A 16495-nucleotide genomic window follows, 5' to 3' on the forward strand; every position below is an offset into this window, starting at 1 on the left:
GAGAGCCAATTGCGTAGCTTGCTTGGAGATTATTTACTGCAACGATTACAGCAAGATATTGACGGAACCCTACAATTGCGGTTGTTTCGCTGCTTACGCAACGCCATTATTGACAGTGTACTCGCACCCAAAACTCGCCTACCTGCATCGCGTGACTTAGCCAAAGAAATTAAAGTCTCACGCAATACCGTACTCAGTGCATATGAACAATTACAAGCGCAAGGTTATGTTGAAGCACGTACAGGCCAAGGCACGTGGGTCGCTGAAAAACTACCTGAATCCTTTTTGGTCAAAGCTGAAAATACCAATAGCCAAACTCAAGAAAAAAAGCCCCAGCAGAATTATAATTTGTCGCAACGCGGTTCCTATCTCATCGGCTATTCAGCTGCATCGCCTTACCAATGGGGCGCGTTTGTGCCCGGTGCACCCGATGTCACAGAATTTCCGCACCATATTTTTAGCCGTATTCAGACCCGCCTCAGCCGTGAACCCGAAATCAACAGTCTCATTTATAGCAATGCGGGCGGTTGTTTAGAGCTGCGCCAAGAACTGGCGGAATACCTCAAAATTGCACGTTCGGTGCAATGCGATGCAGACCAAATCATTATTACTGAAGGGACACACCAGGCGATCGATTTGGTTTCACGGACCTTAAGTGACCCTGGCGATGAAGTTTGGATTGAAGATCCTGCTTATTGGGGGGCACGTAATATTTTACGCATTAATGGCGTAAATCTACGCTCCTTGCCTGTCGATCAAGAAGGCATTATTCCTGACCTAGACCCTAAAACCCCACCTAAACTGATTTTTGTGACGCCTTCACATCAATACCCTTTAGGCTCTCACTTAAGTTTAGAGCGTCGTAAACAACTGATTGCCATCGCACGCCAGCATAAAAGCTGGATTGTGGAAGATGACTATGACAGTGAGTTCCGCTTTTCGGGTCAGCCCTTCCCTTCTTTACAAGGTTTGGAGCCAGATGCACCTGTCATTTATATGGGAACCTTCAGTAAAACTATCTACCCTGCGTTGCGCATTGGTTATTTGGTGGTCCCTAAAAAGCTGTTTTCACCGCTGCGTATTGTGGCATCGGAACTATATCGGGGCGGGCATTTACTGGATCAAAAAGTCTTGGCAGAGTTCATCCGTGAGGGCCATTATGAAGCACATATTCGTCGTATGCGTTTACTCTATAGCAAGCGTCACGCCTTTTTAATCGATCTGATTACACGTCATCTTGGGGCAGATTTCCTGCATGAATACAATACCGCTGCTGGTTTACATTTGATTTTAAAGCTGCCGAGCAACATGGATGATGTGTTGATTGCCAGCAATGCACTTGATCAAGGCGTAAAAGTTCGAGCGCTGTCACAGTACTATACCAAGCATTATTCAACACGGCAGAAAGGACTACTATTAGGCTTTGCCTGTGTCCGTGAACAGGAAATATTGGTGGCTTTTGGTGTGTTACTCAAATGTCTGCGAAATGCAGGAGTTCGTACTCTAAGTTGATTATTTTTATAAATTAGATACTTAAGTTTTTTTAAAACCATTCGACTTGCGACTAAAGCCGCAGTTACAAAGCTAAGTTTTGCTGCTTCATTCTATAAATTATTGAGATGAGAGTAAACATTGGCTCCCCAGCTTTTCACATTTTAGCTGCAATTGGCTCCTTCCAAATGCTAAAAAATGGCTCTCGTTTACTGAGAACAAAAAAGAGAGATTAGGTGCATACATAAACAACATGTAACCGTTTTGTAGCCAAAGTGTGATTTTTAACGCTTTGGCAGAAATATCAGATTTATTCATTTTTGCCTTAATAATGATAAAGCCTCTGATCATTCGGTTACAGTTTTAAAGGATGAGTAGTCCGAAAAAGGCTTTGCCCATTTTGAAACTACCTCCTTAAGATTAAGGAAAATTATATGGAAGCACCTAAACAAAGCGCTGTGCCGGATGCATCTCAAGGCTTAAAAAATGGACTTAAGTCGCGTCATCTTACAATGATCTCGATTGCGGGTGTCATTGGTGGTTCACTGTTCATCGGCTCGGGAAATGTTATCTATTCGGCAGGCCCTGCTGCAGTTTTGGCCTATGCGTTTGGTGGATTACTCATTCTGTTAATCATGCGTATGCTAGGTGAAATGGCCGTTCTCAATCCAGACAGTGGGTCGTTTTCAACCTATGCAGATCGTGCCATTGGTCGTTGGGCTGGTTTTACCATTGGCTGGCTGTATTGGTGTTCTTGGGCTTTGCTGATGGGTTGGGAAGCCTATGTCGCAGGTAAAATTCTCAACAGTTGGTTTCCCTTTATCCCAATCTGGGGTTACATGCTGGTCGTAATTGTATCCTTAGTTTTGGTTAACTTACAAAATGTCAAAAACTATGGTGAATTTGAATTTTGGTTTGCACTCATCAAAGTAATTGCGATTGTGATTTTCTTAGTAATTGGTAGCTTAGCCATCATGCATTTATGGCCATGGGGTCAAGCAACTGCATCAGGAATCACACATTTAACTGCGGACGGCTTCATGCCGAATGGTTTCTCGGCAGTCATCACCGCCTTACTTGGGGTTATGTTTGCCTACATTGGTGCTGAAATTGTTACGGTTGCGGCGGCAGAATCAGAAAATCCTGCCCGTGAAATCCGTAAAGCATCTAACTCGGTGGTTTGGCGGATTATGTTGTTCTATGTCGGTTCAATGTTTATTACCGTCTGCCTAATTCCACATAACAATCCACTGTTAAAAGATCCAACTTGGGGAACCTACAGTGTGACTTTGTCAGCACTTGGCATTCCAGAAGCAAAACACATTGTAAACTTTGTGGTTCTGACCTCGGTATGTAGCTGCTTTAACTCGGCACTTTATACCTGCTCACGGATGTTATTTTCACTGTCAAAACGTGGCGACGCACCTAAAAGCTTCGGTTCAATCAACCGTAATGGTAGTCCGTGGATGGGCGTTCTGGTGTCGTCATTATTTGCTCTGGTAGCAACGTACCTTACTGCAACTGAAAGTATGAATGTCTATGACATCTTCATGTTAGCAACAGGTACAGCAGCGCTGTATGTCTACCTGACCATTGCCTTCTCACAATTACGTATGCGTAAGAAATTAGAAGCCGAAGGACAAGTGATTGACTTTAAAATGTGGTTATTCCCTTGGCTTACTTATCTTGCCATCGTCTTTATCATTGGCGCGCTCATTACCATGCTTGTGGAAGGCACCTACTTCAAAGAAGTGACTTACACCAGTTTACTTGCTCTGTTTATTGTTGGATTGGGCATCTGTGCACAGAAGTTTAATTGGGGAAAGCATGCTCAAGATAAGCCGATGAACACTCAAGCCGATTTGAGCAATAACCTTTAATTTTAAAATAATCTGGTAATGATCTAAGGTCAAACCAGATTAGACCGATGGCTTTCAAGTGAGAGCCATCGGTTTTTTAGGCTAAACTCAGAAATAAGTTTAATTTTCACTCAAATGTTAGCCGCCGTTTTTATCTATCTTTTTGTATTCATATTCTAGAAAACTGTCAGCCTGTTTGATATTGCAGAGCCCTTTCAGAAAAAAATTTTGTATAGATTGCCGCCTCACTTTTAAGTGCTTTCACTATTCCCTTTATTCTAATAATTTTTATATAACACTTGAATAAAAAGCAAACGATTATCATTTACAGATCTCGCTAGTCAGCTTATCATTTCACAAACTCACAAATTCTCCATATTTTCTTCACATTTAACCTATACATCATTTTAAGGATCTCTTGTGTCGCTCCCTCAGTTCAAAAAATCAGTCCTCGCACTCTGCTTATTTCCCTCCATACTTTATGCAGCCGATACAGCCCCTACTGTGACGCTTAACCCGATAACTGTGCAAGCCGAAGGCAACTGGTTAGATGAAGCCAATGCACAGAAAGTACTAAATCATGCTGGAGCGCGTACAGTCATTCAGCGTGATGAGTTGATTAACCGAGGCGCAACTTCTGTCAAAGAGGCTTTACGCACTGTGCCTGGTATTCAAGCTCCTGAAAATGCAGGAACAGCTGGGAGTGATGCATCGTTAAGCATCGGTGTCCGTGGTTTAACGTCACGGTTTTCACCACGCTCACAGGTACTCGTGGACGGTGTTCCACTTTCATTTGCCCCTTATGGTCAATCACAACTCTCCTTAGCACCCACTAGCTTAGGCAATATTGAAAGCATCGACGTGGTGCGTGGTGCGGGCTCTGTTCGCTTTGGGCCACAAAATGTAGGCGGGATTATTAACTTTAACTCGCGTACAATTCCTGAAACCTTTGCTGGAACGGTAGACCTCACTACAGAAATTGCAGAAAACGGTCATGTAAAATTTAGCCCCAACTTATTTGTGGGTGGAACCTTAGACAACGGTTTAGGCTTAGCGCTGTTATATTCTGGCGTTAATGGAGAGGGTTATCGCGATAAAAATGATGACTCTGACATCAACGATATTCGCTTAAAAGCAGCTTATGCAATAGATGAATATGCAAAAATTGAAGCCAATCTACACCGCTACGATGCAGATGTAGATATGCCTGGAGGTTTAACCCCTGCTCAATTTGCTGAAAATCCATATCAGTCCTTGCGCAATCATGATTATATGAAAGGGCATCGTACTGACGGTTCAGTTAAATACAGCTATAAAAAAGATGACAATGCCTTTGAGCTTTTGGCCTATCACACTGACACCTTCCGTGATGCAGGAATGGAACGTAGTGGATCAAAACTGTACCAAACGGCGCCACGTAATTATAAAGTGACGGCAATCGAGCCGCGGTATTCGCATGCATACCAACTTGGGACTACTGAAAATGAAGTTTCTGTGGGCTATCGCTATCTACATGAAACCAGTGAAGAAGCGGTTAATCGTGCAAGCTATAACACGGTCACAGGCCCTACAAATGAATATGCTTGGACCAAAGCAGACGGGAAAACAGATGCACATGCATTGTTCATTGACAACCGCACAGATGTGGGTGCATGGTCTCTGATTCATGGTGTTCGTTTTGAGAAAATCAAAACCACCGAAAATATGTACAAATTAAATAAAGATGCATCGGTACTCAACGGAGTACATACTGAAAAATCCTATGATGCAGTATTACCAAGCTTTTCATTCATGTATAAAGCCAATGATTTGTGGAATATTTTTGCAAACTACGGTAAATCTTTTGCACCACTACAATATAGCCAAATGGCCAATACCAATGCGTCAGGTGCCTATCTGACCATGCAGGGCTTACAACCTGAAAAAGCCAATAATTATGAAATTGGTACACACTATTTAGACCCATATCTATCCCTAGAATTCACCCTGTTTTATATTGATTTTTCTGATGAATTAAAACGAGATGATGCAACTCAAACTTACTCAAATTTAGGTGCCACTGAACACAAAGGAGCCGAGTTCGGATTTAAATATAATCTCGGTGCAATCAGTGACGAACTCAGCGGTATTTCGCTGTATGCCAATACCACTTACACCAAAGCAACCGCATCTGCTGGGGAAAATAAAGGACAAGATCTCGACTTTTATTCACAATGGGTAGGTAATGCTGGAATAGACTATAAAGTTGATCAATGGACACTAAACACTAATTTCTACGGTCAATCTGGTCAAACCGCATCGGGCACCCATGATGCTACTGGACGCTATGGCAACATTCCTGGTTATGGTTTAGTGGGTGTTCGGGCATCCTATGATTTTTCCAACACACAACTCAATGGTCTCAAAGTGGGCTTCGGTGTGAAGAACCTATTTGACCGTGAATACTACACTCGTTCAGCAGATCAAGTCGGTGGAATGTATGTAGGTGCGCCACAAACGTATTATCTACAAACCTCATTTGATTTCTAAACATTCAATTCTAGAAAAGCAAATATTCAGGCAGGGACACCTCTCATTCATCTTTGCAAAAGTGATGTCCTCGCCTGAAACAACTTTCCCTTTATTTCTAGACAGCACCGAAAGCTGAAATGGATACTCTGTCTGATAAATGTCAGCCCCTCGGCATAAGTTGCTCAGCTCAACCTACAACCTTCAAATCTAATAAAAGATACTAGAATCCCTTAAAATAAACCGATAAAAGGTTATGCCCTACGTTTTACTAAATCTTAGATTCAATATAAAAATTAAGTATTTAAATAATAAATATGTTTTCAAAAATGACTGCGAAAATTTAGCCCACTCATCTCTTTAACTTACAATCAGTTGATTGTAACAATACAGAGAAGCATAAAACCAAGCTAGTCTCACTAAATTTTCACGATAAGATGATATTTTTACTCTAGGGATGAGAAGATGAATAAGAAGCCTACAATTATTTTAGTACATGGATTTTGGGGCGGCGCTGCCCATTGGTCGAAAGTCATTACTGACCTATCTCACCGAGGTTACGAAGCCTTACGTGCCGTTGAACTGCCGCTCACCTCTTTGGCGGATGATGTCGAAAGAACCCGTAAAATGATTGCACAAGTACAAGGAGATGTACTTTTAGTTGGCCACTCCTATGGGGGGCGGTCATTACCGAAGTGGGTAATCAACCCAATGTTGTGGGTCTAGTCTATATTGCAGCTTTTGCACCCGATGCTGGTGAAAGTCCAGGTGGCATTACGCAGCAACATTTACCCGTTGGTGCCCCCAACTTAGAACCCGACAGTGACGGATACCTTTGGGTCAAAGCCGATAAATACCATGAAAGCTTCTGTCAGGACTTAACGAATGATGAAGGACTGGTCATGGGCATCACCCAGAAAGCCCCTGTTGCGAGTACTTTTGGCGATACCATTTCAAACCCAGCATGGAAAAACAAACCATCTTGGTACCAAATTTCAACTGAAGACCGCATGATTCACCCTGAAAACCAAGCCATGATGTCTTCACGCTTAAATGCTCAAAAAGTCATTTCTTTAAATGCCAGTCATGCTTCACTCGCATCTCAACCTAAAGCCGTTGCTGATTTAATTGATGAAGCCGCAACTTTCCTTGTGCGTTAAACTATTATATTGAAGGGAGTCTACAGACTCCCTTTTTAGAGCTATTTTTATATCTCAAACTACCTTCAAATCACAATAGATAGCGCAATATCATTATCCTATAGGTGTGAATATTCGCACATACTCGGTTCGATTGCCTTCAGCAAAACCTCAGCTTTTGCTACTGAAGCTGTCCTTCATAATGAAGTTCCCTCGTTAAAGTTTCGCTTCAAACGACGCTATTTCAAACCATACGTTATGCGGGTTTTGAATAACATTTTTTAACTAACTCAGCGTCCAAACTTTCTGTATATTTTAATGAAGTAATAAAAATGAATAGATCATAAAAACAGTTCAAAAAATATAACAGACTAAGTGCAATTTTCTATTTTGTTATATTTTTTCTCTCCAATTCTTGTACCTACATCTTCTCGACATCCTGATGCAAGATCATCATCAGTATTTTAAGTAGGTAGTTTTTAATGAAACGATCTATGCTTTTTTATCATTCCGATCTAGACAGCAACTGGGTATCGAACCGTCGATATTCCTGCCAGCCATGAAGGATGCAATGAGCCTCGGATTAACCGCACTTGAGTTGGCAAGAATTCAATTTGCCTTTACTGTTTCCTTTCATATTATTTTTCCTGCAACCTCTATTGGTTTAGCCTGCTTTCTTGCCATGCTGGAATGGAAGTGGCTGCGCACCCAAAATCCAATTTATAAGGACTTATTTAAGTATTGGATTAAGATTTTTGCCGTGGCATTTGCTATGGGAGTTGTTTCAGGCATTGTCATGGCCTACCAGTTCGGCACCAACTGGAGTGAGTTTTCACGCATCGCAGGCAGCGTCACAGGGCCATTGCTCACGTATGAAGTCATGAGCGCCTTCTTTTTAGAAGCCGGTTTCTTGGGCATTATGCTATTGGTTGGGGACGGGTCAGCCCCAAAGCCCACTTTTTTGCCACGTTAATGGTCGCTATCGGTATTTGTATTTCCATGTTCTGGATTTTATCCTCCAACAGTTGGATGCAGACACCTCAAGGCTTTGCCATTGAAAATGGCATTATTGTCCCCACAGATTGGTGGGCAATTGTGTTTAACCCATTCTTCCCCTACCGATTTGCCCATATGGCAGCAGCGGCCTTCCTAGTCTCATCACTTTTAGTGGTCGGCACCGCAGCATGGCATTTGCTGAAAGGTCGTCGTGATGAGTTAGTGAAAAAATCTTTTTCCATGGGCTTATGGATGGTCCTGGTCACGTCTTGCTTACAAGTTGTGATTGGGGACAACCACGGTTTAAATACCTTAAAACACCAACCTGCAAAATTGGCAGCCATTGAAGGTCATTGGGAAACCAATCGTGATCATGGCATGCCTTTATTACTGTTCGCTTTACCGAATATGGAAACAGAATCGAATGATCTTGAGATTGGTATTCCCAATCTGGGTAGTTTGATTCTGACGCATTCCCTAGAGGGTCAGGTCACTGGTTTAAAAGACTTCGCAGCTGAAGACCGTCCGAATGCACTGATTGTATTCTGGAGTTTCCGTGTCATGGTTGGCTTGGGTATGTTAATGGTTTTACTCTCATTAACAGCGCTGTGGCTGCGTAAAAAAGGCTCTTTATATGAAAGCAGTTGGTTTCATAAATTTGCCATCATCATGGGGCCTACAGGTTATATCGCGCTCCTAGCAGGTTGGGTCACTACAGAAGTTGGTCGCCAGCCTTGGGTGGTGTATGGCGTGATTCGAACTAAAGACGGTTTATCGCATACAGTCACCGCAGATCAAGTCGGCTTGAGCCTGATTATTTTTGTTCTGGTCTATACCGTCGTCTTTGGCGCGGGTATTTACTACATGCTGCGCTTGATCAAACTAGGCCCTGCTTTTTCTACGCCTTTAGATGCCGTACAAGATACTGGCCCGGGGCATTTTAAAACCCCTCTACGTCCACTCAGTGCTGTTGAAGAGTCTATCGATACCACTGATCCCTCTGCTCAAAATAGTAAGGAGAAACCACATGATTGATCTCGCTTTGGTTTGGGTCGGTATTATCGGGCTCGGGGTACTCATCTATGTGGTCATGGATAGTTTCGACTTAGGCATTGGCATTCTGTTTCCCTTTATGAACGGAACGCAAGAACGCGATGTGATGATGAATACCGTCGCGCCCGTTTGGGACGGTAATGAAACATGGATGGTCCTAGGTGGTGCTGGCTTATTCGCTGCATTTCCTTTGGTCTATTCAACCGTTTTATCGGCACTGTATTTACCGATTATCTTTATGGTGGTGGCTTTAATTTTCCGCGGTGTGGCTTTTGAGTTTCGCTTCAAAGCCACGCGCACTAAATACCTCTGGGATCTCGCGTTTATCTGGGGCTCTATCTTATCGAGCTTTTTCCAAGGCGTGATTTTAGGGGCGTATATCCAAGGTATTCAGACCACCAATGGTATTTACAGTGGTGGTGGATGGGACTGGTTCACGCCATTTACATGTTTTACCGGTCTAGGTGTCGTGGTGATGTATACCACTTTAGGGTGTGGTTGGCTCATTTGGAAAACCGAAAAAGAGATACAGCAGCGGATGTTTCATCTCATGCCTCGGCTGATTATTGCTTTACTCATTATCTTCGGTGCCGTGAGTTTATATACGCCACTGACCAATCCTGAAATTGCGCAGCGTTGGTTCTCTCTGCCGAATCTATACTATTTTAGCCCCGTGCCAATTTTAGTTTTACTGTTTGTTGGCTTGATTCTATCGGCGTGCAAAAAGCAGCATGAACTAAAACCGTTTATCTATACTTTGGCCTTAGTCTTTTTGGCTTTTACTGGCTTCGTCATCAGCTTATGGCCCAATATTATTCCGCCATCGGTCACTATTTGGCAGGCCGCTGCACCTGAGTCAAGTTTAAAGTTCACCTTGGTCGGAGCTGCAATTTTAATCCCAATCATCATTGCCTATACCTTCTTGTCCTATTGGGTGTTCCGTGACAAAGTACGTATAGGGGATCAGGGTTATCATTAATTGAGGAGATAGACATGAAAAAATTTGTTGATCGACTCAGCCCACGATTATGGTTTATTTTATTGTGGTGCTTTGGCTTTATTTCTCTCGCACTGATTGCGGGTTTCTTTAAGCTGTTGCTGAGTTTTGCTTACTAAAGCCAGCCAAACTTTTTTTATGAATTAGGCACGGGACTTTCAATACATGTCCTGTGCCTTTTAATTGCAGCGAACCCATATGTATAAATCAGAAAAACTTGCGCTCAGCCTGAAACATTTGATCGAAAGTGGTTTTTGGAAAGCCAACGATAAACTGCCCTCACTCCGTCAACAAGCTGAAACATCGGGTTTTAGCCTGATGACCGTGATGAATGCCTATCAGGAACTCGAAGCGCAAGGTCTGATTTATTCACAAGAAAAACTCGGTTACTTTGTGACAGGTGATGCACGCTCAGAAAGCAACTCCAATAGCGTCATCCTCAACGAAAAAATTGAAATCAACTCTAAAATTTTCAGATATTTAAAATCGATCCAATCTGAACAAATGGTTCCCTTTGGCATTGCCTTTCCCAACAGCCAACTGCTCTACTCTGCCAAGCTGATGCAAACGTTGGGACAACGTGCCAAACACCGTCTTAGTTATGAACAGATGCCAAGTTTACCTCCGGGGAACTTTGAACTGCGAAAACTGATTGCGCAGCGCTACTGCATGCAAGGGATCCCAACAGACCCGTCCGATATCGTAATTACTTCGGGCGGTTTGGATGCTTTAAACCTCTCCTTACAAGCCATGACCCAACCCGGCGACTACATTTTACTCCAAAAAACAATATTTTATGGCGCTTGGCAAGCGGCTGAACATCTGGGTTTGAAAGTCATTAGTATTCCTGAACATGAAGAACATGGTATTGACCTTGAGGCGTTTAAAGATGCAATTGAACGTTATCCAATTAAAGTCTGTTTGCTGATGCTCAACAGTCACAACCCTATTGGTTTTACGGTCAGTGATGACATCAAATACCAACTGGCAAAGCTACTGCACGAACGCGATATTTATTTAATTGAAGACGATGTGTATGAAGAGCTTTATTTTGATCATAAAAAACCGCTGTCGATGAAATACTTTGATCAGAAAAATTTGGTTTTACACTGCTCTTCTTTTTCAAAAACTTTAGGTGCGGGTTTTCGGATTGGTTGGGTCTATGCGGGTAAATTTTCGGAGCATATTCAGCATCTACAGCTGATGAGCACGCTTTCCGTCAACTCATTTATTCAAAATGCCTTGGTCGATTATTTATCGCATCGACACTATGAAAAGCACTTAAAAACTTTGCGTAACACCTTAAAACGTCTCAAAAATCAGTATTACACTTATTTATCTGAACATTTGTCTGAAGATTATCAAATTCATTATTATCCATCGGGCTATTTTTTATGGATTACTTTGCCCGAGCAGATCAATGGAAATTTGATTTATGAGCAGCTTTTAGAGAAAAATATCAGCATTGCGCCCGGTTCATTATTTTATCAAACGGATAATATTCCACATCATATTCGGATCAATTGTTCATTTGAAAGCAATGAACGTATTCAAAATGCCTTAGATGCCTTGATCCAATGTATTTATCCAGAAGCCTTTGAATAAAAGTTGAATGGTTTAAATCCAGACTGATTTAAACCATCTTTTTATTTGAAGAGACTCACTGCCCATACTGCAAATATCACTATCCCAGAGATAAAATGACATGATCAGATCGGATCATGTCATTCCTCTCAAGCTAGGTATAAGATTTCTCAGCACTCATATTTTGAAAATAGGTGCGATAGATATAGACACAGCCAAGTGAAAACCCAGCCATCAGGCCAGATGCCATAGGTAAATGCATCACACTGTCTTGTGGAAAGACAAAAACCAAAAATGGAAAGGCATATACCGCAGGAATGCGCATATCAAAGAGCTTGAGCAAAAGAAACATCAAGGGTATGTATATTAGGGCGAGCAGTATCCAATCTTGAATCCACAACTGCATAAGCACGGCAATTGAAATCGACAGTGTCAACACAGCAACCTGCTTAAGGCACATTTTCAACGAATACATCATCATATTTAATGATTCGTACACCACTACTGTAATGGGTGGGATCAGTGCCATCGCTTCAATCTTGAAAATAGCAGCGAGTGCAAAACCGATTAAAGTAATAATGGCATACACACCTATTTTTCGTCGATCAAAATTGTCTTTCCTTTCTACGCCTTGGTTTAGTTTAAAGATTACAACGCCCAACATTAGGATAAAACTAGTGGCAAAAATCGAAATCAAAAACGATATTTCATAGGCTTGGGTCACAATCGGCAAGAAACCCGTGGCCAGTGCGGGCGGTAATATATAGTTAAACATCCGCATCACGAGCAACATAGCACAGAGAACCAAAACCAGTTTGAACAAATATGAAATTGGCATTAAGTTAATGCTGAAGCCGATTACAGCGGTCAAACTGGGTAAAATAAAAATTTTATCTGGCTGATTGAGCCACTGTTTATCTCGATAGACCCATAGTCCAACGGCCATCGCCGCTATTTCAGGCAGAATAATTTCACGATCATTCAGTCCATAGGCAGCCGCCACTATAAGACCTATAAAGACAAAGGCCGCGAGATAACTTTTGGGGTTTAAGAGTGCCTTTGCATGTGACATAGGATTCATATTCGATTCCTTATTGATTTAAAACGATATAAAGCCAAGTAAATACTTCGTCACTGCTATCAGCGATGGCGCAAATAGCACCATAATGATTCCTGAAATAATCATCGAAAGACTGGCAATGACGCCTTCCAATTCATGCCGCTGTCTTGCCCGAGTTATGCCCATAGCATGTGCGGCATTACCCAGTGCTGCACCTGAGGCAAGGTGATTTTTATATTTGATCCAAAGCAAGAGGAGGTCTCCCAACAACATACCGACCAAACCTGTAATCACGGTAAAGAGTGGAATCAGGCTGATAGAGCCCCCCACTTTTTCGGTGAGCACCAAAGCAAAAGGAATCGAAATGGAACGCGCCAACAGGCTATTTTTAACGATGTCATCAAAGTCCAATAGGCTCGCCAAAAACCAACTGCTGAAAATACCCACCAACATGGCGAGGCTGGAACTGAAGAGCAACACTTTAAAATGTTGCTGAATCATGCGGCGATAACGAAATACAGGAATCGCAAAAGCCACCGTGATTGGGCCGAGCAAGGCCACCAAATATTGTGTATAAAAGTAATAGTCTTGGAACTGATGCTGTAAAAGAAAGATCAGTACGATGCTCAAGCTAGGAACAACAATAATGGGGGATAAATAGATTTTTTGTGTTCGAACAAAAAGCTGCTTTGCCATGAAATAGCACAGCACGGTCCAAACCAAGTAAAAAATTCCCCAGAATTCAGTCATACTGATCTTCCAGTTTTGGTTCTTGATTTAGCACTGGCTGCTTTAACAACAACCGCACGCTATATACAGAAACCATCATCACCAAAGCGGTGCTGATTAAAATCACCAGCAGAATTTTCCAACCACTGGCAATCAATAAATCCTGATATTGAATCACGCCAACCACTGGCGGAATGAAAAACAGCAGCAGTTCAGCCAGTAACAGATCGGCACCGCGTTCAACGTGGGCTAATTTCAACCATTTCATTTCAAGTAAAAACAACAGCAGAAAAAACCCAAGTACCCCTGATGCCACAGGCAAATTCAGCAACTTTTGTAAGACATCAGCACAGCTCCAAACGGCCAAAATAATGATGATTTGGTAGCTCGCAGTTTTTAACTTCTTCAGCCGAGTTGGGTCATGCAACATCTCAATTTATGTCCGCATAAGCCCGCTCTTTAAACGGCTGGATCGAGACACGTTTGTAGGTTTCTAAAAAAGATTCATGCTCCAAACGCAAATCCACATAAGTATTCAGAATTTCTTCAAGCACATCGGGAATATCTTCTGCAGGAAATGATGGTCCTAAAATATCACCGATGGATGCATCATGATCTGAGTTACCGCCTAAACTAATTTGGTAATATTCAGCGCCTTTTTTATCGACACCTAGAATGCCAATATTGCCGACATGGTGGTGTCCACACGCATTCATACAGCCTGAAATGTTCAAATCGACCTTGCCTAACTGATATAAAGCATCCAAATCATCAAAACGGCGAACAATCGCTTCATACACCGGAATAGATTTGGCATTTGCCAAGGAGCAAAAATCGCCACCTGGACAGCAAATCATGTCAGTCAGAAAGCCAATATGCGCACGAGCCAAATTGCCACGATCTAAGACTTGCCACAGTTCAAACAGATCCTTTTGACGTATATCGGTTAAGGCAATATTTTGCTCATGCGTGGTTCGCAGCTCACCAAAGGTATATTGGTCAGCCAAATCTGCAATTAAACGCATTTCATCGGAAGTCATATCCCCCGGTGCTACACCCGCCCGTTTTAAGCTGATTGTGACTATGCGGTAGCCCGTGACTTTATGTGCTTGGGTATTGATATTGAACCAGTGTTTAAACTTCGGATACTGTTGGAACAACGCCTCAAAATTTTCCGCATCTAAAGATTCATAGGCAAACGGTCGAAATACTGCATCCATTTGCGCTAAAACACTAGGCTGAACTTTGAGCAGTGTTTGAGTATGTGCAAACTCAGCTTCAACTTTTTCCGCAAAGCCCGCTGGAGTGAGGGCTTTCACTAAAATTTTAATACGCGCTTTGTATTTATTATCACGGCGACCATGCAAGTTATATACGCGCATGATGGCATCTAAATAAGCAATTAAATCTTCACGGGCTAAAAATGGTTTAATGACATGTCCCGCTAAAGGGGTGCGCCCAAGTCCACCACCGACTTTAATTTGATAACCCAACTCTCCAGTCTCATTTTTAACCAGATAGACCCCAACATCATGAAAAGTCGTGGCAGCACGGTCTTGTTCAGGGTGTGCACAAACCGCAATTTTAAATTTACGTGGAAGGAATGAAAACTCAGGATGGAAGGTACTCCACTGGCGAATCAGTTCACAGGTGGGACGCGGGTCTGTGAGCTCCTCTTCAACGACACCTGCATACTGGTCTGTCGTGGTGTTTCGAATACAGTTGCCACTGGTCTGAATAGAATGCATGTGTACCGTAGCGAGTTCCTGCAAAATATCTGGGACATCTGCAAGCTGCGGCCAATTCAGTTGAATATTTTGACGTGTAGAAATGTGCGCATAACCACGGTCATACTTCTGCGCAACCTCAGCCACCTTACGCAATTGTACTGAGTTCATTAAGCCATAAGGCACTGCCAAACGTAGCATGGGTGCATAGCGTTGAACATACAAACCATTTTGTAAGCGTAAGGGACGGTATTCTTCTTCAGTCAGTTTTCCCTCTAAATAACGCTGGGTTTGGTCGCGAAACTGTGCGACACGTTCATTCAATAAATTTTGATCAAAGTCTGTATATAAAAACATGGGGATGACCTAGGTATATGCATCAATATGAAAGAAAAGCTGTTTTGAATGGGAGATCAAAAATGCAAGTTAGGCGAAGAAAGTCGCCTGCTTTCGGGACACGCCATGTTGTAGACAGGTCTGCATATACTCGGCATAGACCGATAACTTTTCATAAATATGCTCGGCATAGAACATATCTTCAACCAACTGGGTCGCTTGCTGCTGGTTATAACTGCCATAACTCAACAGTAACTGCGCATTCAATGTGGCGAATTTTTCACATAAATCGATATATTGCTGATCTTTGTTTTTAAAGAACAATTTCCGCATATTCCATTCCCTACTGTCGATGATGGCATCTTGTGGATGGGTAGAAATATAATTAATTTTGATTTTAAAAAACTGTTCCAGCTCCGCAAGTTTTTGTGTATTGAGCGCTAATGATGTCACCAAAAAAATCTGAGAGACATCAGTTCGACATAGTGCTTTGATCAATGAAAAATAGAAAAAATCGACATCATTGAATATGCTATCACTCAAATCTAAATAAACATTGAGTGCCTCAAGCACATCATCTATTTTTAGGTTTTGTTTTTGCTCTGCTTGATAGTAACGATTGAGGATATTGAGTACGGTTGGCGTTGCAGGGCTGCTATAAATCACAGGATGGTTCAAATTTGCCAAGATAAAAGGCGCAAATAAAAATGCGACCTCGGCATGTTCTGCTTGAATGGCAGACTGCACAATATACTGAACTTTAGCGCTTGAAAAATCACGTAAAACTTTAGCACGTAACAAAGTCGCTTCTAAGTTTAAATACTGCTGCGCAAGTAGATGTTGCAGTTGGTCTGATAGACCCTGCCCCTCAACCAATTCAGAAATTGTATTTAGTTGCTGTGTTATAAACATTACGCCACCATCAAGATTGTGATCCCTTCTTGAGTCAAATTTTCAGCTAGTTTGGTGTGGATGAGTAGCTACAGTAAGGCTTGAAAAAACTATAACAGCATGCC

At 42.2% G+C, this 16495-nt stretch carries 11 protein-coding genes and 2 pseudogenes; 8 read left to right on the forward strand and 5 right to left on the reverse strand.

The genetic code is table 11. The annotated features are described in order from the left end of the window. The first annotated feature begins 9 nt into the window (after positions 1-9). The 8 genes and pseudogenes from pdxR to AC4MDD_RS13855 all read left to right on the forward strand — a co-directional run bounded on the left by pdxR (position 10) and on the right by AC4MDD_RS13855 (position 11648). Positions 10-1512, forward strand: coding sequence for a MocR-like pyridoxine biosynthesis transcription factor PdxR (gene pdxR, locus AC4MDD_RS13820; protein WP_279676802.1), 1503 nt, complete (start codon positions 10-12; stop codon positions 1510-1512). Positions 1513-1925: 413 nt separating this feature from the next. Then, a complete protein-coding gene (locus tag AC4MDD_RS13825) occupies positions 1926-3371 on the forward strand; it encodes an amino acid permease (RefSeq protein WP_058952237.1) in 1446 nt (481 codons plus the stop codon). A 399-nt stretch (positions 3372-3770) separates the two neighbouring features. Beyond that, the gene (locus AC4MDD_RS13830) at positions 3771-5879 is read left to right on the forward strand and encodes a TonB-dependent receptor family protein (RefSeq protein WP_491881878.1); all 2109 of its coding nucleotides are present in this window, start codon (positions 3771-3773) and stop codon (positions 5877-5879) included. A 444-nt stretch (positions 5880-6323) separates the two neighbouring features. Next, positions 6324-7018 (forward strand): annotated as a pseudogene (locus AC4MDD_RS13835) (alpha/beta hydrolase). A gap of 550 nt (positions 7019-7568) precedes the next feature. Further along, positions 7569-9028: pseudogene (locus tag AC4MDD_RS13840) on the forward strand (cytochrome ubiquinol oxidase subunit I). Further along, positions 9021-10025, forward strand: a complete 1005-nt coding sequence (gene cydB, locus AC4MDD_RS13845) for a cytochrome d ubiquinol oxidase subunit II (protein ID WP_491881879.1) — start codon at positions 9021-9023, stop codon at positions 10023-10025. Before AC4MDD_RS13840 ends, cydB begins: the two are co-directional and overlap by 8 nt. A gap of 14 nt (positions 10026-10039) precedes the next feature. Further along, entirely contained in the window at positions 10040-10162 is a 123-nt protein-coding gene (locus AC4MDD_RS13850) for a hypothetical protein (protein WP_004694789.1), read from the forward strand. Positions 10163-10241: 79 nt separating this feature from the next. After that, a complete protein-coding gene (locus AC4MDD_RS13855; protein ID WP_491881880.1) occupies positions 10242-11648 on the forward strand; it encodes an aminotransferase-like domain-containing protein in 1407 nt (468 codons plus the stop codon). A 133-nt stretch (positions 11649-11781) separates the two neighbouring features. Here the strand turns inward: AC4MDD_RS13855 and AC4MDD_RS13860 are convergent, their stop codons facing one another. The 5 genes from AC4MDD_RS13860 to AC4MDD_RS13880 all read right to left on the reverse strand — a co-directional run bounded on the left by AC4MDD_RS13860 (position 11782) and on the right by AC4MDD_RS13880 (position 16391). Continuing rightward, positions 11782-12708 carry a hypothetical protein gene (locus tag AC4MDD_RS13860; RefSeq protein WP_491881881.1) on the reverse strand — a complete coding sequence of 309 codons (927 nt, stop codon included), beginning with the start codon at positions 12706-12708 and terminating at the stop codon, positions 11782-11784. An 18-nt stretch (positions 12709-12726) separates the two neighbouring features. Continuing rightward, a complete protein-coding gene (locus AC4MDD_RS13865) occupies positions 12727-13437 on the reverse strand; it encodes an LrgB family protein (RefSeq protein WP_491881882.1) in 711 nt (236 codons plus the stop codon). Further along, on the reverse strand, positions 13430-13846 hold the full coding sequence (locus AC4MDD_RS13870; protein WP_491881883.1) for a CidA/LrgA family protein: 417 nt from the start codon (positions 13844-13846) through the stop codon (positions 13430-13432). The genes AC4MDD_RS13865 and AC4MDD_RS13870 overlap by 8 nt, the downstream gene beginning before the upstream one ends. A 1-nt stretch (position 13847) precedes the next feature. Beyond that, positions 13848-15500 (reverse strand): nitrite/sulfite reductase, encoded by a 1653-nt coding sequence (locus tag AC4MDD_RS13875; RefSeq protein ID WP_491881884.1) that lies wholly within the window; start codon positions 15498-15500, stop codon positions 13848-13850. 69 nt (positions 15501-15569) lie between these two features. Next, on the reverse strand, positions 15570-16391 hold the full coding sequence (locus AC4MDD_RS13880; RefSeq protein WP_317113535.1) for a hypothetical protein: 822 nt from the start codon (positions 16389-16391) through the stop codon (positions 15570-15572). Positions 16392-16495: the final 104 nt, after the last annotated feature.

It is taken from the genome of Acinetobacter sp. CAU_H_29a_1 (genome assembly GCF_058599505.1).

What these genes read in the sequence shown, in the direction of transcription:
- AC4MDD_RS13825 (WP_058952237.1), top strand. Translation starts at nt 1,926, where the DNA reads ATGGAAGCACCTAAACAAAGCGCTGTGCCGGATGCATCTCAAGGCTTA.
- cydB (WP_491881879.1), top strand. Translation starts at nt 9,021, where the DNA reads ATGATTGATCTCGCTTTGGTTTGGGTCGGTATTATCGGGCTCGGGGTA.
- AC4MDD_RS13850 (WP_004694789.1), top strand. Translation starts at nt 10,040, where the DNA reads ATGAAAAAATTTGTTGATCGACTCAGCCCACGATTATGGTTTATTTTA.
- AC4MDD_RS13855 (WP_491881880.1), top strand. Translation starts at nt 10,242, where the DNA reads ATGTATAAATCAGAAAAACTTGCGCTCAGCCTGAAACATTTGATCGAA.
- AC4MDD_RS13860 (WP_491881881.1), bottom strand. Translation starts at nt 12,708, where the DNA reads ATGAATCCTATGTCACATGCAAAGGCACTCTTAAACCCCAAAAGTTAT.
- AC4MDD_RS13865 (WP_491881882.1), bottom strand. Translation starts at nt 13,437, where the DNA reads ATGACTGAATTCTGGGGAATTTTTTACTTGGTTTGGACCGTGCTGTGC.
- AC4MDD_RS13870 (WP_491881883.1), bottom strand. Translation starts at nt 13,846, where the DNA reads ATGTTGCATGACCCAACTCGGCTGAAGAAGTTAAAAACTGCGAGCTAC.
- AC4MDD_RS13875 (WP_491881884.1), bottom strand. Translation starts at nt 15,500, where the DNA reads ATGTTTTTATATACAGACTTTGATCAAAATTTATTGAATGAACGTGTC.
- AC4MDD_RS13880 (WP_317113535.1), bottom strand. Translation starts at nt 16,391, where the DNA reads ATGTTTATAACACAGCAACTAAATACAATTTCTGAATTGGTTGAGGGG.